This window comes from Stenotrophomonas lacuserhaii (assembly GCF_014836545.1).
Taxonomy (GTDB): Bacteria; Pseudomonadota; Gammaproteobacteria; order Xanthomonadales; family Xanthomonadaceae; genus Stenotrophomonas; species Stenotrophomonas lacuserhaii.
The window spans coordinates 16,410-38,833 of sequence record NZ_JACSQS010000003.1; the positions used below are offsets into that span (position 1 = coordinate 16,410).

At 67.5% G+C, this 22,424-nt stretch carries 17 protein-coding genes; 6 read left to right on the forward strand and 11 right to left on the reverse strand.

The window, feature by feature from the left end; all coding sequences use genetic code 11:
- Positions 1 to 12 precede the first annotated feature (12 nt).
- The gene (locus tag H9654_RS04300) at positions 13 to 1,233 is read left to right on the forward strand and encodes a multifunctional CCA addition/repair protein (protein WP_191769317.1); all 1,221 of its coding nucleotides are present in this window, start codon (positions 13 to 15) and stop codon (positions 1,231 to 1,233) included.
- Positions 1,234 to 1,260: 27 nt separating this feature from the next.
- On the opposite strand, the gene H9654_RS04305 is transcribed toward H9654_RS04300, so the two are convergent.
- The 8 genes from H9654_RS04305 to H9654_RS04340 all read right to left on the reverse strand — a co-directional run bounded on the left by H9654_RS04305 (position 1,261) and on the right by H9654_RS04340 (position 11,773).
- Positions 1,261 to 1,695, reverse strand: coding sequence for an SseB family protein (locus H9654_RS04305; RefSeq protein ID WP_042614147.1), 435 nt, complete (start codon positions 1,693 to 1,695; stop codon positions 1,261 to 1,263).
- A gap of 102 nt (positions 1,696 to 1,797) precedes the next feature.
- Positions 1,798 to 2,835 (reverse strand): S41 family peptidase, encoded by a 1,038-nt coding sequence (locus H9654_RS04310; protein WP_191769319.1) that lies wholly within the window; start codon positions 2,833 to 2,835, stop codon positions 1,798 to 1,800.
- 81 nt (positions 2,836 to 2,916) lie between these two features.
- Positions 2,917 to 5,808, reverse strand: coding sequence for an autotransporter family protein (locus H9654_RS04315; RefSeq protein WP_191769321.1), 2,892 nt, complete (start codon positions 5,806 to 5,808; stop codon positions 2,917 to 2,919).
- 316 nt (positions 5,809 to 6,124) lie between these two features.
- On the reverse strand, positions 6,125 to 7,192 hold the full coding sequence (locus H9654_RS04320) for a heparan-alpha-glucosaminide N-acetyltransferase domain-containing protein (RefSeq protein ID WP_191769323.1): 1,068 nt from the start codon (positions 7,190 to 7,192) through the stop codon (positions 6,125 to 6,127).
- Entirely contained in the window at positions 7,189 to 8,337 is a 1,149-nt protein-coding gene (nagA, locus tag H9654_RS04325; RefSeq protein ID WP_191769325.1) for an N-acetylglucosamine-6-phosphate deacetylase, read from the reverse strand. The genes H9654_RS04320 and nagA overlap by 4 nt, the downstream gene beginning before the upstream one ends.
- The gene (locus tag H9654_RS04330; protein WP_191769327.1) at positions 8,337 to 9,365 is read right to left on the reverse strand and encodes an SIS domain-containing protein; all 1,029 of its coding nucleotides are present in this window, start codon (positions 9,363 to 9,365) and stop codon (positions 8,337 to 8,339) included. The genes nagA and H9654_RS04330 overlap by 1 nt, the downstream gene beginning before the upstream one ends.
- Before the next feature lie 8 nt (positions 9,366 to 9,373).
- Complete coding sequence (locus H9654_RS04335) at positions 9,374 to 10,441, reverse strand: LacI family DNA-binding transcriptional regulator (protein ID WP_191769329.1); 1,068 nt, start codon at positions 10,439 to 10,441, stop codon at positions 9,374 to 9,376.
- Positions 10,442 to 10,483: 42 nt separating this feature from the next.
- Complete coding sequence (locus H9654_RS04340; RefSeq protein WP_191769331.1) at positions 10,484 to 11,773, reverse strand: sugar MFS transporter; 1,290 nt, start codon at positions 11,771 to 11,773, stop codon at positions 10,484 to 10,486.
- A 363-nt stretch (positions 11,774 to 12,136) separates the two neighbouring features.
- Here H9654_RS04340 and H9654_RS04345 point away from each other — a divergent pair, with 363 nt between their 5' ends.
- The 3 genes from H9654_RS04345 to H9654_RS04355 all read left to right on the forward strand — a co-directional run bounded on the left by H9654_RS04345 (position 12,137) and on the right by H9654_RS04355 (position 18,399).
- Positions 12,137 to 13,156, forward strand: a complete 1,020-nt coding sequence (locus H9654_RS04345; RefSeq protein WP_318241112.1) for a glucokinase family protein — start codon at positions 12,137 to 12,139, stop codon at positions 13,154 to 13,156.
- Between the two features lie 166 nt (positions 13,157 to 13,322).
- Positions 13,323 to 15,953 carry a TonB-dependent receptor gene (locus H9654_RS04350; RefSeq protein ID WP_191769334.1) on the forward strand — a complete coding sequence of 877 codons (2,631 nt, stop codon included), beginning with the start codon at positions 13,323 to 13,325 and terminating at the stop codon, positions 15,951 to 15,953.
- Between the two features lie 121 nt (positions 15,954 to 16,074).
- Positions 16,075 to 18,399, forward strand: a complete 2,325-nt coding sequence (locus H9654_RS04355; protein ID WP_191769336.1) for a beta-N-acetylhexosaminidase — start codon at positions 16,075 to 16,077, stop codon at positions 18,397 to 18,399.
- Positions 18,400 to 18,420: 21 nt separating this feature from the next.
- Here H9654_RS04355 and H9654_RS04360 read toward each other — a convergent pair whose 3' ends face one another.
- A complete protein-coding gene (locus H9654_RS04360) occupies positions 18,421 to 18,807 on the reverse strand; it encodes a VanZ family protein (RefSeq protein ID WP_191769338.1) in 387 nt (128 codons plus the stop codon).
- Complete coding sequence (locus H9654_RS04365) at positions 18,804 to 19,988, reverse strand: class I SAM-dependent methyltransferase (RefSeq protein WP_191769340.1); 1,185 nt, start codon at positions 19,986 to 19,988, stop codon at positions 18,804 to 18,806. Before H9654_RS04365 ends, H9654_RS04360 begins: the two co-directional genes overlap by 4 nt.
- A 57-nt stretch (positions 19,989 to 20,045) precedes the next feature.
- Between H9654_RS04365 and H9654_RS04370 the strand changes: the two genes are divergently transcribed.
- Entirely contained in the window at positions 20,046 to 20,783 is a 738-nt protein-coding gene (locus H9654_RS04370; RefSeq protein ID WP_191769342.1) for a pteridine reductase, read from the forward strand.
- Between the two features lie 163 nt (positions 20,784 to 20,946).
- On the opposite strand, the gene folK is transcribed toward H9654_RS04370, so the two are convergent.
- Complete coding sequence (gene folK / locus H9654_RS04375) at positions 20,947 to 21,447, reverse strand: 2-amino-4-hydroxy-6-hydroxymethyldihydropteridine diphosphokinase (protein ID WP_191769344.1); 501 nt, start codon at positions 21,445 to 21,447, stop codon at positions 20,947 to 20,949.
- A gap of 86 nt (positions 21,448 to 21,533) precedes the next feature.
- Here folK and H9654_RS04380 point away from each other — a divergent pair, with 86 nt between their 5' ends.
- Complete coding sequence (locus H9654_RS04380; protein WP_191769346.1) at positions 21,534 to 22,274, forward strand: proteasome-type protease; 741 nt, start codon at positions 21,534 to 21,536, stop codon at positions 22,272 to 22,274.
- Positions 22,275 to 22,424 lie beyond the last annotated feature (150 nt).

The following is a 22,424-nucleotide window of genomic DNA, read 5'->3' on the forward strand; positions in this document are numbered from 1 at the left end:
ATCATGGGGGCCATGAAGATCTATCTCGTCGGCGGCGCGGTGCGCGACCGCCTGCTGCAGCGCCCCGCCGGTGACCGCGACTGGATGGTGGTCGGCGCCACGCCCGCGCAGATGGAAGCCCAAGGCTTCCGGGCGGTCGGGCGCGACTTCCCCGTGTTCCTGCATCCGGACACCGGCGAGGAATACGCCCTTGCCCGCACCGAACGCAAATCCGGCCGCGGTTACCGCGGCTTCGTGGTCGATGCCGATCCATCGGTCACGCTGGAAGAAGACCTGCAGCGGCGCGATTTCACCATCAACGCGATCGCCTGCGATGAAGACAGCGGCACCCTGGTCGATCCGTATGGCGGTGTCGACGATATCGAGAACCGCGTGCTGCGCCACGTCGGTCCGGCCTTCGTCGAAGATCCCCTGCGGGTGCTGCGTGCAGCGCGTTTCATGGCCCGCTTCGCCCCACTGGGTTTCACCATCGCCGATGAAACCATGGCACTCATGCGCGATGTCGCCGCCAGTGGTGAGCTCGACGCGCTGGTGCCCGAACGCGTATGGCAGGAACTGCGTCGTGCGCTGGCATCGGAGCGTCCGTCAGCCTTCCTGCGCACGCTGCACGATGCGCACGCGCTGGCGCCGATCCTGCCCGAGCTGGACGCGCTGTACGGCGTGCCCCAGCGCGCGGAGTACCACCCGGAGGTGGATACCGGCATGCACCAGGAAATGGTCAGCGACATGGCCGCGCGACTGGCGCCGGGCGATGATCTGGTCGGCTTCGCCGCGCTCACCCACGACCTGGGCAAGGCGCTCACTCCCCAGCAAGAATGGCCGCGCCACATCATGCACGAGCAGCGCGGGTTGAAGCCGCTTAAAGCGCTGTGCGCGCGGTTGAAGGTACCGGCCGAGCACCAGCAACTGGCCGAGGCCGTCTGCCGCGAGCACCTCAACGTGCATCGCATCGACGAGCTGCGCGATGCCACCGTGCTGGAGCTGCTGGGCCGCTGCGATGCGCTGCGGCGACCGGAGCGCGTCGCCCGCATCGCGCTGTGCTGCGAAGCGGACAAGCGCGGCCGGCTCGGCTTCGAAGAAGGCGACTACCCGCAGGGCGAAACCCTCAAGCGCCTGCACCAGGCTGCGTTGTCCGTGCAGGCCCGTGACTTGGACACCACCCACCTGCAGGGCCCGGCGATCGGCCAGGCACTGGCCAGGGCGCGCATCGCAGCGATTGCGGCGGCGCGCTGAACCGCCAGCATCTGCCAGCGGCGATCCTCAGCGGGCTTCGCCGCGGGTGAACGCGTCGGCGCGCTGCTTCAACTGCACCACCGCATCGGGAATCATCTCCATGCCCAGGTCGAAACCGGGATTGAGCACGATGCCGACGCCGTCTGAAATCGCGCTCAGCAGCCAGCGCACTTCCACCTGCAGGGCGTTCTCGAACTGCGGCAACTGTTCGCTCCACGCGCTGGCACGTTCGACGGCGGAGAAGATCGCGAACATCGGCTCGTCCGCTTCGCTGGTCAGTACCAGCGGATTGATCGATTCATCCCAGTCCGCGTCCGGGCCGACCGGCTTGTCCAGCAGCACGAACACCTGGTCGCCCAGCAGGCTGTCCAGGAACGCCGGTGCCTGCAGGGTGCCGTCCTGCGCCTGCACCAGGCGCACTTCCAGATCGTTCAGCGGTTCAAAGGGGGCTTCGGCTTCCACGGTTACTCCTGGTTGCGTGCTGACACGCGTGATCGATACCGCGACTTTAACAGGCCGTGACGTTGTCATCCTGTGGACTGGCGCCGCCCCGCGCCGATGACCTCACCCAGCACGCGGAGCCGCCTTGGCCTGTGCGACGCAGCCCGGTTGCGAGAGCAGCCAACGGCTGGCGGCAGTCACCGTGGCCGCCTCCCCCTCGGTGGGCTGGTCCGGCACGATCGGTCCACCATCGCCCACGCCATTGCGGTCGGCCATCAGCGTGTCGGTCAGCAGGAAAAGAGTGCCATCGGGCAGGCGGATGGAGGCGTTGGAGGTGGCAAAACCGGCGGTCGGCGCGCCGAAGCTGCGCGAATCCGGGCGCCCACGAAAGGCCAATGCCGTGGCTTCGCCGGAACTGGCCGTGCGTTCTCCCAGCAGCACGGCCACCGGCGCGCCCGGCTCACGCAGGCGGTATCCGGCCTGGCCAAACCCGAGCATGGGACGGCCTTTCACCATCAGCGTGCCGTCATGCGATTCCCACGGCACATCCGGCCCCGCGCCACGCAGCATGCCAAGCACCTGGATGCCATCGCCGGGGATCCGCAGCAGCGGCTCCACGCCCAGCAGCATCGGCCACATGTTGCCGCCGCTGTTGTTGCGCAGGTCGACGATCCAGCCACAGCGCGGGCTCGAATCGGCATCGCGCACGCGCCGCTGCAGGTCCACCGCGCGCTGCACCGACTGCCGCGCCTGCTCGGCCGGGGAGCTGGCCAGGGCCGGGGAAAAGCGGTCGACCGCTACCCAGCCAAGCCGGCGATCCAGCGTGGCAGGCAGGCCGCCGCGCCCTGCTGCGGTACCCGCCCCAGGCACCGCGTCGAGCCGCGCGGGCAGCTGCACGGTGTCGGTGGCTAGCCAGCGTCCATGGCCCTTTGAACTGCGCTGGATGGCGGCATCCAGCAAGGAGCGCACCCGTGCGGGATCGCCGTGCGCGCGGGCGATATCGGCGCGCACCGCCTTCCAGTCCACGGCCCCGCGGTACAGCGCCCGCTGTTCCATCAGGTCAAGCATCTTCGCCTGTGATTCGGCGGAAGGAAGGTCCACCGCCTGCGCGGCGGCAGGCACCAGCATCATCGCAACCACCCACGCATGCCTACCGGCCATCGCGCTACATCCATGTAGAGGAAGCCGGATGATACGTGAACCGGCCATGGGTAGAGCCGACTTCAGTCGGCTACCCGCAGGTCACCAATCCAAACGCAGGCCGATGTTCCCCTCCACGCTCCTGCGTTCGCGGTTGCGGTCCTCCAGGTCATGCGTGTAATCAGCCACCGCGTACGCGCTCACGTTGCGGTTGAAGCGCCCCACCACGCCCACGCCGACTTCCCACGCGCTGGTCTCCTGCCCCGCCACGATGCGGTTGCTGCCGAAGTCCACGCGGTTGTCACCGTCCAGCGTCTTCCAGTAATTGAGCTTGAAATACGGCTGCCAGCCGTTGTCGGCCAGTCCATGATCGCCGGCCAGGCGCAGGCCGATACGGCCGGTCCAGGCGTTGTCGGCACCGAAGCGGATCGCCGCCACCGCATCGGCCGCATCGTCCAGCGACTGCCGCTGCCAGATGACCTGCAGCTGCGGTTCCAGCCACCACGACGACTGCCCCAGGCGCAGCAGCGGCTTGCCCGCTTCCAGCGAGGCACTGGTGCCATCGCCGCGGACGTCGATGCCCAGCCCGCGGGTCGACCATGCCTGTCCGCGGTAACGGCTCTGCATCACCACCGCATCCAAATAGCCACCGGCAGTGCCGACACCCGTCCAGCTCAGGCCCACGTGCTTGTCATCCAGCCGGGTCTGGCCCACGTGCACGTTCTCCCAACCGAGCGCCAGGCCGGTGATGCGCCCGGTGGCGCGGGTGCGGCCGACGAATACGCCCCACTGGCTGCGGAGGGTGCCAGCGTCGCTGGCATGCAGGTCGATGCCGGCCTGCAGTCCCTGCAGGTCGCCGTCGAAGCCGGTGAGCGCATCGCCGTTCCAGTGCTGCTCCTCGCTGCTGCCGATCAAGCGGCCCCAGGCGGCGCGCGCGACGCCCTCGCCCGCCAGCAGGCGCTGTTCGCCCTGGCGCTCGTGGAAGGTACCCAGCGAGGCCTGCGATACCGTGCGCAGCAGCGAGGGAACCACCGTATACGCCGGTGTTTCCAACCGGTAGATCGGGGTCACAGCGGCCTGCGACGGGCGCGCGCCGGGCGTGGGCGGGGTGGCCAGCGGACCCGGCACCACGGCGATTTCATCGGGCACCGGCGGCGACGGGGTGAGGACCGGCGGGTCAACCGGCTCCGGCTCCGGTGGCGGTGCCGGCGGTGCCGGTTCGGGCGCCACCGGGTCCGGATCCGGGGCCTCCGGATCGACCGGCACATCGGGCGGCGGCGGTGGCGCCGGCGGCAGGACCGAGGGCGGCGTGCCGAGGTCTTCCGGCGGCGGCGGCTCCGGCAATGGCGGTGTGGTCGGCGCAGGCGCCGGGGCAGGATCCGCGCTTGCCACGAGGGTCGAGCGCAGGTACCAGTTTTCAGCGGTGCCGCCGCTGACGCCGCCCTTGAACAGGAAGTACTCGTAGGCACCGGCAGCCACCGGCGAGAACAGCGCGAAGGCATCCGCGCTGGTGGTGGCGCCGTTGCCTGCCTGCACCAGCAGGATGCCATCGGTGAGCGTCGCCCCGCCGGCGCCACCGGCGTTGATCACGTCGATACCGGTGGTGCCGGTACCGGCGCCACCGGAGATCACCAGGCGGTCACTGGCCGAGCTGTCATCGCCCAGCACGGTGTTGAGGTACAGGCCACCGCCGTTGCCGGTGTAGTTGCCGTTGATGGTGAACACATCGCCGGCCACATCATTGCTGCTCATGTCGATGCGCCCGGCATTGAGCACGCTGGCCAACGACCCGGCAGCGAAGGCGGATACGCCGTTCGCCCCGCTGGAAAACAACGCACTGGTGGCATCGATATCCAGCGCCCCGGTGGTGGTGCCCGCATCGCCCAGCACCAGCGTGCCATCGAACGTCATCTGGCTGTCGTTGGCCAGCGCGATGCGTTCCCAGCCGGTGTAGCGCGCTACCGCGGCGGTCTTGACGTTGTCCATCGCCAGCGCGTCGGTGCCGCTGCCGCCATCCAGCCGCGGTACCGCGCCCAGGTGCGATTCGTTGAGGTCGGACAGCCGCGCGGTGTCATCGCCCTCGCCCATGTCGATGAGGTCGTGCACGACCCCGCCACCACTCCAATCGAGGACGTCGTTGCCCACGCTCATGCGGATTTCGCCGCGCACCGTGCCGCCGGTGAGGGTCACCCTGTCATCGCCGCCACTGACACTGATGTTGCCGCCGATGTAGCCATCGGACAGGATGATCGTGTCGCGGCCGAAGCCGGTGACCAGGTTGCCATCGATGGTGCCGCCGGACATGTCGAACACGTTGTTGTCCAGCTTCATGTTGACCCGGCCGATGCGACCGCCGGTCATTTCGGCGTAGTCGCCATCTTCGAACGCCCCGACGATGCGGCCACCGGTCATGCGGAACGAATCGAAATTGTCCCCCTGCAGCAGCGCCCCGAGGCTGCCATCGGTCATCAGGAAGCTGTCGGTGCCGCTGCCCTGCTGCACGGTGCCGGTGATGCTGCCACCGCTGACCTGCAGGCTGTCGGCACCGTCGCCCTGGTCCAGCGAGGCGAGGCTGCCCGCACGTATCACCGCCACATCGTCACCGCCGCCCTGCGTGGCCGCGCCTGTCAACGTACCGCCCTGCAGTTCCAGCCGGTCATTGCCGGCACCCTGCGCCAACGTGCCGCTGATGCTGCCCCCCGCGCGCAGGATGGCGGTGTCGTTGCCACCGCCCTGGGCGACATTGCCGATGATGGCCCCGGAGAGGTCGACCAGGTCGTCCCCTTCGCCCATCACCACGGCATCGGCGTTGCCCACATCGACCACCGCACCGGCCAGCAGTCGTACCGAGCCGCTTGCGGTGGCGTTGCTGCCGGTACCCAGCGTGCTGGTCCACGGCGTGGGCGGGGCCGCGTCGCAGAGCGTGCTGGTGCCGCTGGTGATGCAGTCGGCACTCGCGTTGAGCGTGACCAGCAGCAGCGCGGTGCCTGCCATGGCCCGCGAGTGGAGGAGATCTGAGATGCTGAATGCAAGCCGGGAGGGTGCGGGAGGGTGCAAGGACCGTTCTCCATCATCATGATCGGAAGATACGAAATGCCGCTGGATGTGTCGGCACCGACACCCATCTCGTGTCCGCCTGGATGCGGCGGTTGTCCCGGAATGTCCCCTGCGTCAGGTGCCGCCTTGAATGCGCTGCAACCGCAGTCTGCCACCGGGTTCTACGTAAATTCCACATTTAAATGTGAGGCCGTTCACACATTGGATGTGGACGGGCCTTGGGCTCACGCGCCGCGAACAGGACTAAACAGGTTCAGATCTTCAGGTAGATGCGGCGTGCGTCCAGCCACCACGCCACCGCCCACCACGCAGCGACAAAGGAAACCGCGATCAGCAGCGAGGCCGTCGCCAGCTGCGTCGGCATTGCGCCAGCGGCAGCGTTCCAGGCCGCCTGCCAGAGCCCGCTGGCGCCCAGCAGCACCGACATCACCGATGCGCCGAGATAAACGGTTATGGCGTTCACGCCGAAGCGGCGCCCCAATGCCGGCCAGCCGCGCTGGTCGATCAGCCAATGCGCGGCGAGCAGGGCGATGATCGCCAGGCCCCCCGTCCAGAGCACATACGGCGGCGTCCACAGATTCTTGTTGAGTGGCAGCCACACTGCTGCCGCCAGGCCGATGGCCAGCAGCAGCGCGCCGCCGATGGCCAGCCGCAGGGCTGCGGCGGCACGCAGCATCTGCCCCGCCAGCAGCCCCAGCAGCGTGGTCGCCAGCGCACCCAGCGTGCTCATCAGCCCTTCTGGATCATGGCCCAGTCCGCTCGCCGCCTCGTACTGGTAGATCCATGGGGCGAACAACGCGGTGTCCAGCCGGCTCACCGGGTTGAGCAGCGGCAGCAGCGTATCGGCGCCCAGCAACAGACTGGAATAGCCTGCAAGCAGCAGCACCAGCGCCGCCCACTGCAACCGCTGGCGCGCGTACACCGCCAGCAATCCCACCAGCGCCGAGCACACCGCGATGCGCTGCAGGACGCCCCAGAGGCGGTAGTGCGGCAGCTCCAGCAGCCACCACGCAAGCGCGTGCAGCAGCAGGCCGGCCAGCAGGATCCGCAGTGCGCGGGTCAGCACGCCGCGCGCCAGCGCAGGCCGTGCCGCTGCGTTCGCTGCGCGTGGCACCACGCTGAACGCCATCGACACGCCGACCAGGAACAGGAAAAACGGAAACACCAGGTCGGTCGGCGTGCAGCCATGCCATGCCGCATGCAGCAACGGCGCATGCACATGGCCCCAGTCACCCGGGTTGTTGACCAGCAACATCGCCGCCACCGTGATCCCGCGCAGTGCATCGATCGATGCCAGGCGCGTGCCGGCGGCCGTGCTCATGCCGCTTCGTACTGCCCGGCAATCCAGGTGCCGCGCACCTGCAGGGCATCGTCCAGCAGCACCAGGTCGGCCTGGAAGCCCTCGGCGATATGTCCCATCCGGTCATCCACGTTGAGGAAGCGCGCCGGGTAGGTCGAGGCCATGCGTGCGGCTTCGGCCAGTGGCTGGCCGAGCAGCTGCACGGTGTTGCGCACCGCCGTGGCCATGTCCAGCGCGGAACCGGCCAGCGACCCGGCCGCGTTGCGCACCACGCCGTCCACAGCGGTGATGATCTCCCCGTACAGCTCGTAACTGGGGTCATCCGCACCGACCGGCGGCATCGCATCGGTCACCAGCAACAGGCGGCCGCGCGGCTTGGCGGCCAGCGCAACGCGCAGGCTGCCCGGATGCACGTGCACGCCATCGACGATGATCCCGACCCAGCTGTCCCGGTCTTCCAGCGCAGCACCCACCGCACCTGGCTCACGGCCCTGCAACGGTGACATCGCGTTGTACAGGTGGGTGAAGCCGCGGATACCGGCATCCAGCCCGGCGCGTGCTTCTTCGTAGGTGGCCGCGGTGTGCCCGGCCGCCACGATCACGCCACGCTCCACCAGCGCGCGGATGGTCTCCAGCGGCACCCGTTCCGGCGCCAGCGTCAGCAGGGTCACGCCATTGTCCAGTGATGCCGCCAGCGCGACCTCATCGGCGTCCGGCACGCGGAACTTGCTGACGTCGTGCGTGCCTTTGCGGGCCGGCGCGATATAGGGACCTTCCAGGTGGATGCCGATCACGCCGGGCACCCCCTGCGCGATGGCATCGTGGGTGGCAGTGATCGCCGCGCGCATCACCTGCAGGTCATCGCTGATCAGCGTCGGCAGCAGCGCGGTGGTGCCGAAGCGGCGATGCGCCGCGGCGATCGTGCGCAGGGTCGGCACGTCCGGCGTGTTGTTGAACAAGGCGCCGCCGCCGCCATTGACCTGCACGTCGATGAAGCCCGGCAGCAGCCAACCACCGCCCAGATCGACCTGCTCGTCGGCCTGCCCCAGCGACGGCGCCGCGTCGGGCAGCACCGCGCTGATGCGGCCATCTTCGATCACCAGCGCGAGGTCATCGCGGAACTCGTCGCCCACCAGCATCCGGGCATTGCGCAGCACCTGCTTCATCAGACGGTCTCCGTGACCTTGTTCAGATGCGGCGGCAGGTCCGGGTTGTGCCCGCGACGCAGCGCCAGCGCATTGATCGCGCGGTAGAAGCTCTGCACCGTCAGCAGCGGTGCGCACAATGGATGCGGCGCGGCGGCCAAGGGCAGGTCTCCGCCGGCGCCCGCCAGCCAGACCTGCGCACCGCGCGCGGCGAATTCATCGGCCACCGCGCGCGTACCGGCGCCTGTTTCGTCCGGCTGGGCGAAGGCCAGCACCGGGAAGCCCGGCCCGACCAGCGCCATCGGTCCGTGCTTGACCTCCGCCGAGCTGTACGCCTCGGCATGCAGGCCACAGGTTTCCTTGAACTTCAGCGCCGCTTCCTGGGCCGCGCCGAGACCGAGGCCACGCCCCAGCACGAACAGATTGGAGGCCTCCACCAGGCCCTCGGTGACCGCGCTCCAGTCCGCCTGCCAGGCCTCGCGCAGGGCCGCCGGCAGCGCGTCCAGCGCCGCGCGCAGCGCGCTGTCCTGTTTCCAGTACGCGGCCAGCTGCAGCACGGCGGCCAGCGAGGCGAGATAACTCTTTGTCGCCGCGACGCTGCGCTCGGCCCCGGCGTGCAGCGGGATCACCGTATCGGCCAGCTGCGCCAACGGCGAATCCTCCACGTTGACCAGCGCCACCACGCGCGCGCCGGCGGCCTTGGCCGCCTCCGCATTGCGCAGCAGGTCCGGGCTCTTGCCGGACTGCGAGATCACGATGAACAACGCCCCGCGCAGCTGCAGCGGCGCGGCGTATACCGATCCCACCGATGGCGAAGCCGACGCCACCACCAGCCCCAGCTGGGTCTCCAGCAGGTACTTGGCATAGGTCGCCGCATGGTCCGAACTGCCGCGCGCGCAGGTCACCACGAACGGTGGCGGCGCAGCGCGCAGGCTGGCGGCCAGCGTTTCCATCACGCCATGGTTGCGCGCGAACTGGGCGGCGATGACATCGGCCGCTTCGGCGGCTTCGCGGAACATCAACGTGTCGGCAGGGGCTGGCAGGGTCATGGCGGTACTCAAGGAGGATCGGAAGAAAGGGCGCGCGCGGCGGCCGGACGCATCGGCGCGGTCGAACCACGCACCACCAGCTGTGGCACGAAGCCCTGGTTGTGCAGCGGCGACGGCGCATCGTCGTACGCATCGCTGCGCAGCTGTGCGATCAGCAGGCGCGCGGCATGCCGGGCGATGTCTTCGGTGGCCTGTTTGGCGGTGGTCAGCGGCGGCCAGGACTGGCGCGAAAACGGACTGTCCTCGAAGCCGGCGATGGACAGGTCGTAGGGCACGTTCATGCCGGCCGACTTCGCTGCCGCCAGTACGCCGGCGGCGATTTCATCGTTGGACCCGAAGATGGCGGTCGGCGGCTCGCGCAGCGCGAGCAGGCGCCGTGCACCGCGGAATCCATCGTCGAAGGTGTAATCGCCCTGCACCACCAGGTGCTTGTCCACGGTCATGCCGTAGTCCTTCAACGCGGCCTCGTAACCGGCATGGCGCTCCACCGACGAACGGTGTGAACTACCGCCCCACAGGAAGCCGATCCGCTGGTGGCCAAGCTGGATCAGGTGCTCGGTGACTTCGTAGGCGGCCTCGCGGTCGTCGACGAACACGCAGGCCCCGTCGGCGGGATCTTCGGTAGCGGCGATGATGCGCACCAGCTTGATGCCGCGCGCGGTCAAGGCCTGCACCAGGTCGCGGCGCTCGGACATCGGCGCGGTCAGCACCAGCCCGGCCAGTCGCGAACGCTGTACCCAGTCGGCCAGCTCTTCAGCCAGCAGCGGCGAGCTGGAATCGCAGGGGTGGATCTGCAGGCCGAAGCCGGTCTCGCGGCAGGCCGCCAGCACGCCGTTCTGCACGCCGATGATGTGGTACGGGTTGGGGTTGTCATACACCAGCCCGACCACGAAGGTGGTGCCGCTGCGCAGGTTGCGCGCCGAGGGATCCGGCTCGTAATCCAGCTCGGCCACCGCACGCAGCACCCGCGCGCGGGTGGCCTGCATCACCGACGGTTCGTTGTTGATGACGCGCGACACGGTCTTCAGCGAGACCTTGGCCTTCTCGGCGACGTCCTTGATTGTGGCTCTGCGCATTGCCGTTCCCCGCGGTTGATCCGTGGCGTCCATGATCGCCGATCAGGCAGCGTCGCGCGGCAGGCCCGCGCGGTGCCCGATGGTCGAATAGAACAGGATGTACAGGTAGCACGGGACCATCAGCAGCAGGAACACCAGCTGGAAGTCGACATGCTGCTTGAGCACGGCAAAGGCCTGCGGAATGATCGCACCGCCGGCGATGCCCATCACCAGCAGCGCCGAACCGGTCTCGGTGAAGCGGCCCAGGCCGCGGATCGCGAGCGGGAAGATCGCGGGCCACATCATCGCGTTGGCGAACCCGAGCAGTGCCACGAAGGCGACCGACGCATAACCATGGGTGAAGTAGGCCCCCAGGCAGAACAGCACGCCAAGCGAGGCGGAAATGCTCAGGTAGCGCGACTGGGAAACAAAACGGGGGATCAGCAGCAGGCCCACCACGTAGCCCACCAGCATCGCCCCCAAGGTAAGGGAGGTGAACATCTTGGTCTGGTCCAGCGGCAGGTCGAATCCGTGGCCGTAGGTGCCGATGGCATCACCGGCCATCACTTCCACGCCCACATAGACGAACAGGCACAGCACGCCCAGCCACAGGTGCGGGAACTGGAAAATGCTGCTGCGTTCGATCCCGCCCTTGCCGGCCGGTGCGGCATTGGCCTCGGAGGATTTCAGTTCGGGCAGCGGCGAGAACAGCACCGCCACCGACAGCACCACCAGCAGCGCGGCCATGCCCAGGTAAGGCGCATGGATCTTGGCGGCGAAGTCGTTGAGCAGTGCCGCGCGGGTTGCCACGTCGGCCTGCTCCACCGCGGTGGAGAGATCGCCCACGCCATGCAGTACCAGCGTGCCGATCAGCACCGGCGCGAGCATGCCGGCGATCTTGTTGCAGATGCCCATCAGCGCGATGCGCCGCGCTGCGGTTTCAATCGGCCCCAGGATGCTGATGTACGGATTGATCGCGGTCTGCAGCAGTGCCAGGCCGCTGCCGATGATGAAAAGACCGCCCAGCGCGCCCGGATACCAGCGTTGGGTGGCGAACTCACCGAAAGTGGCTGCACCGGCGGCCATCACCAGCAGGCTCAGGCTCAGCCCTTTCTTCATGCCGGTACGGCGCAGAATCCACGAGGACGGCAGCGCCAGGAAAAAGTAGGACAGGTAGAACACCATCAGCACCAGGAACGCGCCCACCTCGTCGAGCTCGAAGGCCAGTTTGACGAAGGTGATCAGCGGTCCATTGAGCCAGGTGAAGAAGCCGATCAGGAAGAACAACACGCCGACGATGGCGATGGACGTGGTGACGCTGGTACGCGCACCTGCAGCGTGGACGGCGGACATCGGCAAGGCTCCTGCTGCGACTCCGCGCAGGGCGTCGTCGACGAGTGGCTGGGAACAACGTTGTCACATTCTTTCGACGGGCATAGGGACTTTGTCAACTCACAAAATCCTCCCCACTGTATTTGCTGCAATGCCGCATCCTCGTGGCTGTCGGACACACTGAACGCGCTGGACCGCTCAAGCGCATGCGCGGCGGATGTTTGCCCCAAGGAAGCGGGACCGGCATGTAATCGTTTTCTGCGGAAACCATCTCTTGCGATGCAGCAACGAAAAATTCACGAAGCCGTTGACATCGTTGTCAACACGGCTTCATATTCCGCTCAACGGCGGGTCACCCATGGCCCGCACTCCGCAGGAGCCCGCGTGACCGCTGCCAGCCATCCCGCACCCACCCACGTCCTCTCCACTGCAGCGCCGGGCTTCCTGGCCGCGGACGTCGGTGGCACCCATGTCCGGGTGGCCCGCGTAGAGGCGAGCGGCGACGCCGCGCATCCGGTACGCGTGCTGGACTACCGCAAGTACCGCAATGCCGATCATCCCGGCCTGGGCGCGATCCTTTCCGACTTCCTCGGCGACGGCATGCGTCCGGCGCATTGCGTGGTGGCCACCGCCGGCTACGCCCGCGAAGACGGCACGGTGATCACCGCGAACGTGCCCTGGCCGCTGTCGGCGCGCCAGCTGGAAACCGAGGTCGGGGTGCAGCACGTGCACATCGTCAACGATTTCGAAGCCGTGGCCCACGCGGCGGCCCAGGTCGATGCGAGCGGCGTGCTGCAGCTGTGCGGGCCGGACAGCGCGCCGATCGGCCCCACGCTGGTGGTGGGACCGGGCACCGGACTGGGTGCGGCATTGTGGATTCCGACCGCGCATGGTCCGGTGGTGCTGGCAACCGAGGCCGGCCAGGCCAGCCTTGCCGCCAGCGATGAACTGGAAATGGCGATCCTGCGCCACATGCTGCGCGCACGCTCCCACGTGTCGGTGGAACATGCGCTGTCAGGCCCCGGCCTGATCAACCTGTACACCGCGCTGTGCGCACTGGAAGACCACCCCGCCGTGCTGGGCACCCCCGATGCGGTGACCGCTGCCGCCATCGCGGGCACCGACGCATTGGCACGCAGGGCACTGGACGTGTTCTGCGGCCTGCTCGGCAGCACCGTCGGCGACATGGCCCTGCTGTACGGCGCCCATGGTGGCGTCTACCTGGCCGGCGGCATCCTGCCGAAGATCCGCGATTACCTGCGCGCCAGCACCTTCGTGGCGCGCTATCTCAACAAGGGACCGATGAGCGAAGCGCTGCAGCGGATCCCGGTGAAGGTGGTCGAACATGGGCAGTTGGGCGTCATCGGCGCGGCCAGCTGGTATCTCGGCCAGCAACCCCGCTGACCTCGCGGCGCGCTGGAGCGCGTGGCGGCCTGAACGAACGAGGCGGTACCCGGAACACGCAGCACGCTGTACCCGGAACACCCGACCCGCCGGCCGCGGCGAGGTCGTACGAAAGCAACAACCACGCGCCGACGCGGCGAAACTTCGTGTGATGAGGAGAGACATCATGAACACCCGCAAGTCCGTACTTTCGGCCGCCATCGTCGGCTGCCTGGCTTTCAGTGCCCACGCCCAGCAGACCCAGACAGCGCAGGACCTGGACACGATCACCGTGGTCGGCATCCGCGCCAGCCTGGAAAAGTCGCTGGATACCAAGCGCAACAACGTTGGTGTGTCCGAAGCGATCACCGCCGAGGACATCGGCAAGTTCCCCAGCACCAATGTCGCCGAAGCGCTGTCGCAGATTCCCGGCGTCACCCTGGATCGCCGCTTCGGCCAAGGCGAGCGGGTCAGCATCGACGGCACCGATCCCAGCCTCAACCTGTCCTTCCTGGATGGCCACCCGGTCGCTCAGGCCATCTGGCTGTATGGCGAGCAGCCCAACCGCGGCTTCGACTACACCCTGCTGTCGCCGCAGATCCTCGGCCGCGCGGAGATCATCAAGTCTTCCGAAGCACGCCTGACCGAAGGCAGCCTCGGCGGTACCGTGCTGATGCACACCCGCCAGCCGCTGGACCTGAAGAAGAACGAAGTGGCCGCCTCTGTAGGCTACAGCTACAGCCAGCAGGCCAGCGAAGGCAAGCCGAACGCTTCGGCGCTGTACAGCTGGAAGAACGACGACGAAACGTTCGGCATCGCCGTTTCCGCACAGCACTATGAAGAGGCGATCGACCGCCAGGGCATCGAAGTGTTCGGCTACGCCAAGGCCAGCAGCTTCACCAACGCAACGGGCGTGGCCGGCGATGTCGACGTGCCGAACTCGATCAATGCGGCCTGGTTCCAGCAGGAGCGCAAGCGCGACAGCGCCGTGGTCAACCTGCAGTTCAAGCCGAACGAAGACCTCGAGTTCAACCTCAGTGGCCTGTACATCAAGGAAAACTTCGACAACTACAACCAGTCGATGTACTCCTTCCTGACCTGGAACGACGGCACCCGCAACGCCATCGACCAGCTCGGCGGCGTGCGCAACGGCGTGGCCACCAGCGGCCACTCCAATGCCAATGCCGATGCCACCAGCGGCACCGTCATCTATGACAACAATGTGCGCGAATCCGAAGTCACCACCAAGGGCCTGGACCTGCGTGGCGCCTGGAAGGGCGAGGGCTGGGGCGTCAACGGCCAGGTCGGCCAGAGCAAGTCCGAAAACAAGAACCTTGCGCAGTACTTCATCGAACCGGTCTACAACGGCGCCTACAGCTGGAGCGTGGATGACGGCCTGACCTTCGAAGACCCGGCCGGCGCGCGTGACCCGGCCAACTGGGGCGCTCCGGGCGGCTGGCTCGGCAACAACGGCATCTTCGCCACCGACAGCAAGGACACCTACGCGCAGCTGGACTTCAACGTGCAGTTCGACAGCGTGTTCAACCAGCTGCAGTTCGGCGTGCGCCACGGCAAGCACGAAGAAAACTTCGAGCTCAACGTGTACGGCGGCGTGCGTACCGGCACCCTGGCCGACGTCGGCACCATCGGCCTGACCGACGGCATCCAGGGCTTCGGTGACGACCAGTCGCACCACATCCAGGTGGGCCGGGACAACGTGCTGGCCTGGGTCAAGGGCAGCCCGCTGGACTTCGCCAACCCGGATCCGTCCAGCTACCTCAACAACAGCTGGGCGCTGGAGCAGACCAACAACGCCGCCTATGCGCAGTTGAACTTCTCCAACGGCCCGCTGCGCGGCAACGTCGGCGTGCGCTACGTCGACTCCAAGACCGACGGCAGCGGCTTCGTCTACGGCGGCACGCCGACCCTGACCGACCTGGACAGCAAGTGGCAGACCCGGAGCAAGAAGGAAGACTTCGTGCTGCCCTCGGTGAGCCTAGCCTGGGACACCGACAGCGACTGGGTGTTCCGTTTCTCCGGTGCGAAGGTGATCGCCTGGGCGCCGTACAACCAGATGGTCAACAACACCTTCCTCAACGATACCCAGCTGACCGGTTCGGGCGGCAACGCCGACCTGTCGCCGTATGAGTCGTGGAACTTCAACGCGTCAGCCGAGTACTACTTCGCGCCGCAGGCAGTCGTGGCGTGGTCGATCTTCTACAAGAAGATCGAGAACTACATCGACACCTCGGCCACCATCGAGCGCCAGTACAACTCGATCCGCGATACCTCGCCGCTGACCTGGGACAGCATCGTGGGCACCAACGGCTGCACCGCCGATGGTTACTGCGACTACAGCATCCAGCGTCCGCGCAATGCCGGCAGTGGCCACGTCAAGGGCTTCAACCTGAGCTTCCAGCAGCCCTTCGGCGAGAGCGGCTTCGGCCTGACCGGCAACTACACCTACGCCAACGGCGAGAACAACACCGGTGATCCGCTGCCCTACCAGTCGCGCAATGCCGTGGCCTTCAGCCCGTACTACGAAAAGGGCCCGCTAAATGCCCGCCTGACCTACAACTGGCGTGACAGCTACCTGGCCGGCGGCTACGTGGCCGGCGCAGCGCCGGCAAGCGTGGACGACTACGCCGAACTGGGCGCCAGCATCGGTTACACCTTCAACGAGAACTGGTCGCTCAACATCGACGCGCAGAACCTGCTGGACGAGACCTACTTCCAGTACCTGGGCGACAAGGAGCACCTGGCCGGCAAGTACAAGAGTGGCCGCCGCTACATGGCCACGGTGCACTTCAAGTTCTAAGCTGCAGCTGGCAATGTCCCATCGCAACGGGCCCGGTCATCCGGGCCCGTTGCATGATGGGGACGGTAAAACGGGAGGCACCGGCCAAACGTCGGCGCCCCGCCACCACAGGAGTCACCTGATGCGCTTCACCTCCCTGGCCCCGCTGCTGCTGTGCCTGGCCATCGCGCCGCTGGCGCGCGCCGCCGATGCACCGGCCATCGACAACGCCCCCGGCCCATTGCTGCGCGACGGCAGCCTGCCGCTCATTCCCGCACCGGCCCACGTGGAACGCCTCGATGGCGCGCCCTTCAAGGTGGAAGCCAGCACCCCGGTCTGGGCGCGCGGCGACGCGGCCACGCGCGTGGCACGCCAGTTCAGCACGCTGTTGCGCGACAGCGGCGGCCCCACCCTGCCGGTCAAGAACGGGTACGGCAAGAACGGCGTCAACTTCGTGCTCGACACCGCGCTGAAGACCGGCGCCGAAGGCTACCAGCTGCGCTCCAACGGCGACGGTGTGACCGTTGCCGCGGCTACCGAAGCCGGCCTGTTCTACGGGGCGGCGACGTTGTCGCAACTGTTCACCAGCAACACCGACGGTGCCCTGCAGGCACTACGCATCGACGATGCCCCGCGCTTCAGCTGGCGCGGCCTGATGTTGGATTCGGCGCGGCACTTCCAGAGCCTGGACGAGATCAAGCAGGTGCTCGATGCGATGGCCGCGCACAAGCTCAATACTTTCCACTGGCATCTCACCGATGACCAGGGCTGGCGCATGGAGATCAAGCGCTACCCGAAACTGACCGAGGTCGGCAGCTGCCGCATCCCGGCCGGTGACGGTGGCCGCGATCCGGCCACCGGTGCACCGCGCCCTTACTGCGGCTTCTATACCCAGCAGCAGATCCGCGAGGTCATCGCCTACGCCGCCGCGCTGCATATCCAGGTGATCCCGGAGATCGACGTGCCCGGCCACGCGACCGCCGCCATTGCCGCCTACCCCGAGCTGGGCGTACTGGATACGCCGTTGCAACCGCTGAGCGAATGGGGCGTGTTCCCCAACCTGTTCAACACCGAGGAAAGCACGTTCACCTTCCTTGAAAACGTGCTGGAAGAAGTCATCGCCCTGTTCCCGTCGAGCTACGTGCATGTGGGCGGCGATGAAGCGGTGAAGGACCACTGGATCGCCTCGGCGCGTGTGCAGCAGCGCATGCGCGAACTGGGCGCCAGCGATGAAATGCAGATGCAGAGCCACCTGATCAAGCGTCTGGAAACCTTCCTGGAACAGCACGACCGGCGCCTGATCGGCTGGGATGAAATTCTCGAAGGCGGCCTGCCGCCGCAGGCCACGGTGATGTCCTGGCGTGGTACCGAGGGTGGCCTGAAGGCGGCCAGCGAAGGCCACGACGTGGTGATGTCGCCGGTCACCGACATGTACATGGATTACCTGCAGACCTCATCGCCGAACGAGCCGCCGGGCCGTCCGTTGCTCACCACGCTGGCGCGTACCTACGCCTTCGAGCCGGTGCCGGCCACGCTGGCGGCGGACAAGAAGCACCACATCCTCGGCCTGCAGGCCAACATGTTCACCGAACACACGCGCAGCTACCACCGCCTGCAGCACAACCTGTTCCCGCGCCTGGCCGCCGTGGCCGAAACCGGCTGGAGTCCGGTGCAGCAGCGTGATTTCCGCGACTTCCTGGCCCGCCTGCCTGCGCAGCTGCAGCGCTATCGTGCATGGGGGCTTGCGTATGCGCAGACCCCGTTCGAGGTAGCCGTCGAGCATCAGGACGACCGGCGCGTCGGCAGCGTGCGGGTCAGCCTGGCCAATCCACTCGGCTACGAAGTGCGTTATCGCACCGATGGCCAGCCGGTGACCGCAGACTCGACGCTGTACAAGACGCCGCTGCAGGCCACGGTGCCGGTGACCGTGCACGCTGCCGCGTTCTTCAACGGCAAGCCGCTGGCTGCCGCACCCAGCGTGGCCGCGTTCACTGCGCAGTCGCTGCTGACCCGCCGCGACGACGAACTGCTGACCTGCCCCGGCCCGGGCCAGCTGCTGCTGCGACTGGAAGATGACGGCCCGGCTGACGGTGCGCGCGCGGTATTCAACGTCAACATCTTCAACCCGTGCTGGCGCTGGGCCGATGCCGATCTCACCGGAATCCGCACGCTGAAGGTCCGTGCTGGCCGCATTCCCTATTACTTCCAGCTGGCCCACGATGAACCGCAGCGCAAGTTCGAAGCGGCCAGGCGGGCACACGGTGAAATGAAGGTCCGCCGCGGCGACTGCACCGGCCCGGCATTGGCCGAAGTGCCGTTGCCCGCCCAGGTGGGTGCCGATGGATTCGTCACCCTGCAAGCGGCATTGCCCAAGCAGGTGGCCGGCAAGGGCGACCTGTGCATCAGCTTCACCGGTGACACCCGTCCGGCGATGTGGGTGCTGGATGAAGTGACCCTGGCCCGGTAGCGCCGCGGCGCCGGTCGACGGTCAGCCGCGCAGGCGCAACAACAGGTCCCGCCACGGCGTCAGCGCCGTGGCGAGGCCGGCCACGACGCCGATGGTATTGGCCAGCGCATCGGCCGGATCGGCCATGCGGGTTTCGGTCAGCGCGCCCTGCGCGATCTCGATACCGACTCCCATCAGCACCAGGCCCGCGGCCACCCACAGCAGCGCGCGCCCGCGCTGGAACACCTGCACGGCACTGCCCCCCAGCAGGAAGTACGCAAGGAAATGCTCCAGCTTGTCACTGCCCTGCGGCAGCGCCAGCGGCGGCGGCGGGATCAGGCAGACCACGATCACCGTCACCACCGCGGCCAGCCACACGCACAGCCAGAACCGCCGATGGCGCAGTGGCTTGAGCCACTTGCCGCTCACAGCCGCCAGCTCAGGTCACCGAGTTCGAAGGACGGCTCGAAATCCACGTCGCGCTGCAGGCCGATCACCTGGAAGCGCTCGCCCATGCCGCTGGGCAGGGTGAGCTTTTTCACCTCCTCACGCAGCTGCACGCGACCTACGTCGTCGGTGCGCTCATCGGCCAGCGCAAGCACCTGGTCCAGCCCGTTACCGAGCAGGAAACTGGCCTGGCTGCAGTAACCGGCCAGGTCGAAGCCGGCATGCAGGCCCGCTTCGGCCATGGCAGTGAAGTCCACCGAGGCGGTGATGTCCTGCAGGCCCGGCCACAGGTACACCTCGTTGTGTACGTGGTGGCGATAGAACGCACGCACGGTACCGTCATCGCGCTCCGGCAGGTAGTACTCGCCGCGGCTGTAACCGTAGTCCACGAACAGCATCGCGCCGCGTTTCAGTCCGCCGGCCACCGCCTGCAGCCAATAGGGAAGCTGCGGCAGCAGTTCGGACCGGTAGCCATCGGCGAACGGCTTGTCCAGGTAACGTTCCAGGTGCCGTACCGCGCCGTTGAGCAGCATGTCCGCTGGTGCCGTGGCGCGCACGAACTGATCGTTGGCGTCCAGCGCCACGGTTTCCTCGTACACCTCACCGGCGTTGATCACGAAGCGTGGCGTAGGCAGTGCATCGATCACCTCGTTGGCGAACACCACGCCTTCCCAGTCGTCGTCGAACGGCCGGTCCAGCCATTCCACGCGCCCGCCGATCTCCGCCGGCAGGTTCTGCTGCAACCGCTCGCGCTGGCGCTGGCGCAGGTCGGCGCTGGGCTCGAGGATCGCATAACGCGCCGGCAGCGCCTGCAGTTCCGCCAGCCGCAGCAGCAGCGCTTCGGCGAAGGCACCGGTACCCCCTCCGAGTTCAAGCAGGCGGGCCTGCGGTCCCAGCTGGCCGAACACCGGGGCCAGCGCATTTGCGACCGTGGCGGCGAACAGTCCGCCCATTTCAGGCGCAGTGGTGAAATCGCCGCTGGCGCCGAACTTGCTGGCGCCTGCGCTGTAATACCCCCAACCGGGTGTGTACAGGCACAGCTCCATGAAGCGCGAGAACGGGATCGCACCGCCCTGCGTACGGATTTCATCGCGCAGGGCGGCCGCCAGCTGTTCGCTATGGGCCAGGGCGTCGGTATCGGGCAGCGGAAGGGTGGACTGCATGGCGTCTTCAAATGCGGTGACAATGATGCACAGGATAGCCGAGCCATGGAGTACCCGATGACCCCTCCCGCCCCCGTGGCCCTGATCACCGGCAGCGCGCGCCGCATCGGTGCGGCCATTGCCGGTCATCTGCACCAGGCTGGCTACAACATCGTGCTGCACGCCAACCGCTCCAGCGACGAGCTGCAGCAGGCCGCTTTCGCGTTTGAACTGGCCCGGCCAGGCAGCGTGCTGGCACTGCAGGCCGACCTGCGCCAGGCTGATGCCCTGGCCGACCTGGTCGAACAGGCAGCGGCCCATTTCGGCAGGCTGGATGCGCTGGTCAACAATGCCTCCAACTTCTTCGCTACCCCGCTGGGGCAGATCACCGCCGAAGCCATCGATGACCTGTACGCGGTGAACGCCCGGGCGCCGCTGCTGCTGGGGCAGGCCGCCGCGCCCCACCTGCGTCGCAGCCACGGCAGCATCGTCAACCTCACCGACCTGCACGGCAGCCAGCCCATGCGCGACCATCCCGCCTACTGCATGGCCAAGGCCGCGCTGGAAATGGTCACCCGCTCACTGGCGCTGGAGCTGGCGCCCAAGGTCCGGGTGAACGCGGTGGCCCCCGGCGCCATCCTGTGGCCGGAAAGCGGCAAGGATGATTTCGCCCGCGAGGCGCTGCTGGCGCGCACCCCGCTGGCGCGCATCGGCACGGTGGAAGAGATCGCCGAGGCGGTGCGCTGGCTGATCGCCGATGCCGGCTTCGTCACCGGCCATACGCTGCGGCTGGATGGCGGGCGCACGCTGTCCTGAGCCGCCGGCTTCGGTCGTGCTGACCGCGGTGGGTGACCACTGGGAGGGGATGACGACTGGGGTGGGTGACGACCGTTGGTCGTCACTACCTTTGCCGCTGCGCTCGCCGAGCATGGCTCGGCGCTACCGTTGCCTTCGGCGCGACCGCGCGCTCGCCGCTGCATCAGCCCTCTCTGTCCGGACCCAGTTCCACCACCTCGAAGGCGTCGCCGAACTGGCGGTGGGCCCGCCACAGCGCCGCCAGGGGCAGCCCGCTGACCGGATCGACGAAGTCCGGTGCGATGTCGGCCAGCGGCTTGATCACGAACGCATGCTTCAATTCCGGACGGGGAATGCGCAGGTGCCCCGGCCCTTCCACGATCAGATCGCCGTAGAACACCACGTCGATGTCCAGGGTCCGGTCGGAAAAGCGCGGCCCGCTGCGATCACGCCCGTGCCGGTGTTCCAGCGCATGCGCCCACGCGTCCAGCGTGTCCAGGTCCAGATCGGTTTCGATGGCCACCGCATTGTTGAGGAACGCCGGGCCGTCAAAGCCCACCGCCGCGGTGCGGTAGGCCGGAGAGACGGTGATGGCGCCAAAACGTTCCGCCAAGGCGGCCACGGCGGCATGCAGGTGACGGCGGGGCTGGACATTGCTGCCCAGGCTGAGGAGCACGGTGGTCATGCGGATCATCGGGTGGCAGGGGGGAGGTAATGTCTTCATCACGGCATCACCCGTACCATTGGACCGCACTTGATGGGACGATGCCAATGACTTATTGCGTCGGAATCGACGTGGACGAGGGGTTGGTCTTTGCCGCCGACACCCGCACCAATGCATCGGTGGACGATGTACGCGTCCATCGCAAGCTGCATGTCTTCGAATACCCCGGCCAAGCGGTGTTCGTGCTGATGGCCAGCGGCAACCTGGCCACCACCCAGCTGCTCGTTTCACGCTTGCAGCGCGACGTGGAAGAGCAGCGCACGCCGAATCTGCGCGGCCTGCGCCACCTGTTCGAGGTCGCCGAATATGTCGGCGCGCTGCTGGTCGACAGCCAGGTCAAATGCCGCGACGTGGAACACGGCCACGACGGGGTGAACACCCAGGCGACCTTGATCCTCGGCGGGCAGATCGCGGGCGAACGACCCGGGCTGTACATGATCTATCCCCTTGGCAATGCCATCTCCGCCTCGCCCGAAACGCCGTACCTGCAGATCGGTGAATCCAAGTACGGCAAGCCGATCCTGGACCGCATCATCCGGCCGCGCACGCGACTGGACGATGCGGCGCGCACCGCGGTGGTGTCGCTGGATTCCACCATCCGCTCGAACCTGTCGGTGGGCCTGCCGCTGGACCTGGCGCTGGTGCGCCGCGATGAACTGCGGATCGGCGGACAGCTGCGCCTGAGCGGAGATTCGCCGTTGTATGCCGATATCCACCGCAACTGGGCGCATCGGCTGGAACAGGCGGTCGCCGCGCTGCCGCGCTTCCCGTGGGAGCAGCAGGCGTGATGCCTGTACAGCGCGCGCCATGCTCGGCGAGCGCCAAGGCGTGACGACCAACGGTCGCCACCCACCCGTGGCAGAAAGCCGTCGTCACCCACCCGTGGCAGGAAACGGTCGTCACCCACCTGCAGATGGGGCATGACGGCCAGCGGCCGT

What these genes read in the sequence shown, in the direction of transcription:
- H9654_RS04300 (WP_191769317.1), top strand. Translation starts at nt 13, where the DNA reads ATGAAGATCTATCTCGTCGGCGGCGCGGTGCGCGACCGCCTGCTGCAG.
- H9654_RS04310 (WP_191769319.1), bottom strand. Translation starts at nt 2,835, where the DNA reads ATGGCCGGTAGGCATGCGTGGGTGGTTGCGATGATGCTGGTGCCTGCC.
- H9654_RS04315 (WP_191769321.1), bottom strand. Translation starts at nt 5,808, where the DNA reads ATGGCAGGCACCGCGCTGCTGCTGGTCACGCTCAACGCGAGTGCCGAC.
- H9654_RS04320 (WP_191769323.1), bottom strand. Translation starts at nt 7,192, where the DNA reads ATGAGCACGGCCGCCGGCACGCGCCTGGCATCGATCGATGCACTGCGC.
- nagA (WP_191769325.1), bottom strand. Translation starts at nt 8,337, where the DNA reads ATGAAGCAGGTGCTGCGCAATGCCCGGATGCTGGTGGGCGACGAGTTC.
- H9654_RS04330 (WP_191769327.1), bottom strand. Translation starts at nt 9,365, where the DNA reads ATGACCCTGCCAGCCCCTGCCGACACGTTGATGTTCCGCGAAGCCGCC.
- H9654_RS04335 (WP_191769329.1), bottom strand. Translation starts at nt 10,441, where the DNA reads ATGCGCAGAGCCACAATCAAGGACGTCGCCGAGAAGGCCAAGGTCTCG.
- H9654_RS04340 (WP_191769331.1), bottom strand. Translation starts at nt 11,773, where the DNA reads ATGTCCGCCGTCCACGCTGCAGGTGCGCGTACCAGCGTCACCACGTCC.
- H9654_RS04350 (WP_191769334.1), top strand. Translation starts at nt 13,323, where the DNA reads ATGAACACCCGCAAGTCCGTACTTTCGGCCGCCATCGTCGGCTGCCTG.
- H9654_RS04355 (WP_191769336.1), top strand. Translation starts at nt 16,075, where the DNA reads ATGCGCTTCACCTCCCTGGCCCCGCTGCTGCTGTGCCTGGCCATCGCG.
- H9654_RS04365 (WP_191769340.1), bottom strand. Translation starts at nt 19,988, where the DNA reads ATGCAGTCCACCCTTCCGCTGCCCGATACCGACGCCCTGGCCCATAGC.
- H9654_RS04370 (WP_191769342.1), top strand. Translation starts at nt 20,046, where the DNA reads ATGACCCCTCCCGCCCCCGTGGCCCTGATCACCGGCAGCGCGCGCCGC.
- folK (WP_191769344.1), bottom strand. Translation starts at nt 21,447, where the DNA reads ATGACCACCGTGCTCCTCAGCCTGGGCAGCAATGTCCAGCCCCGCCGT.
- H9654_RS04380 (WP_191769346.1), top strand. Translation starts at nt 21,534, where the DNA reads ATGACTTATTGCGTCGGAATCGACGTGGACGAGGGGTTGGTCTTTGCC.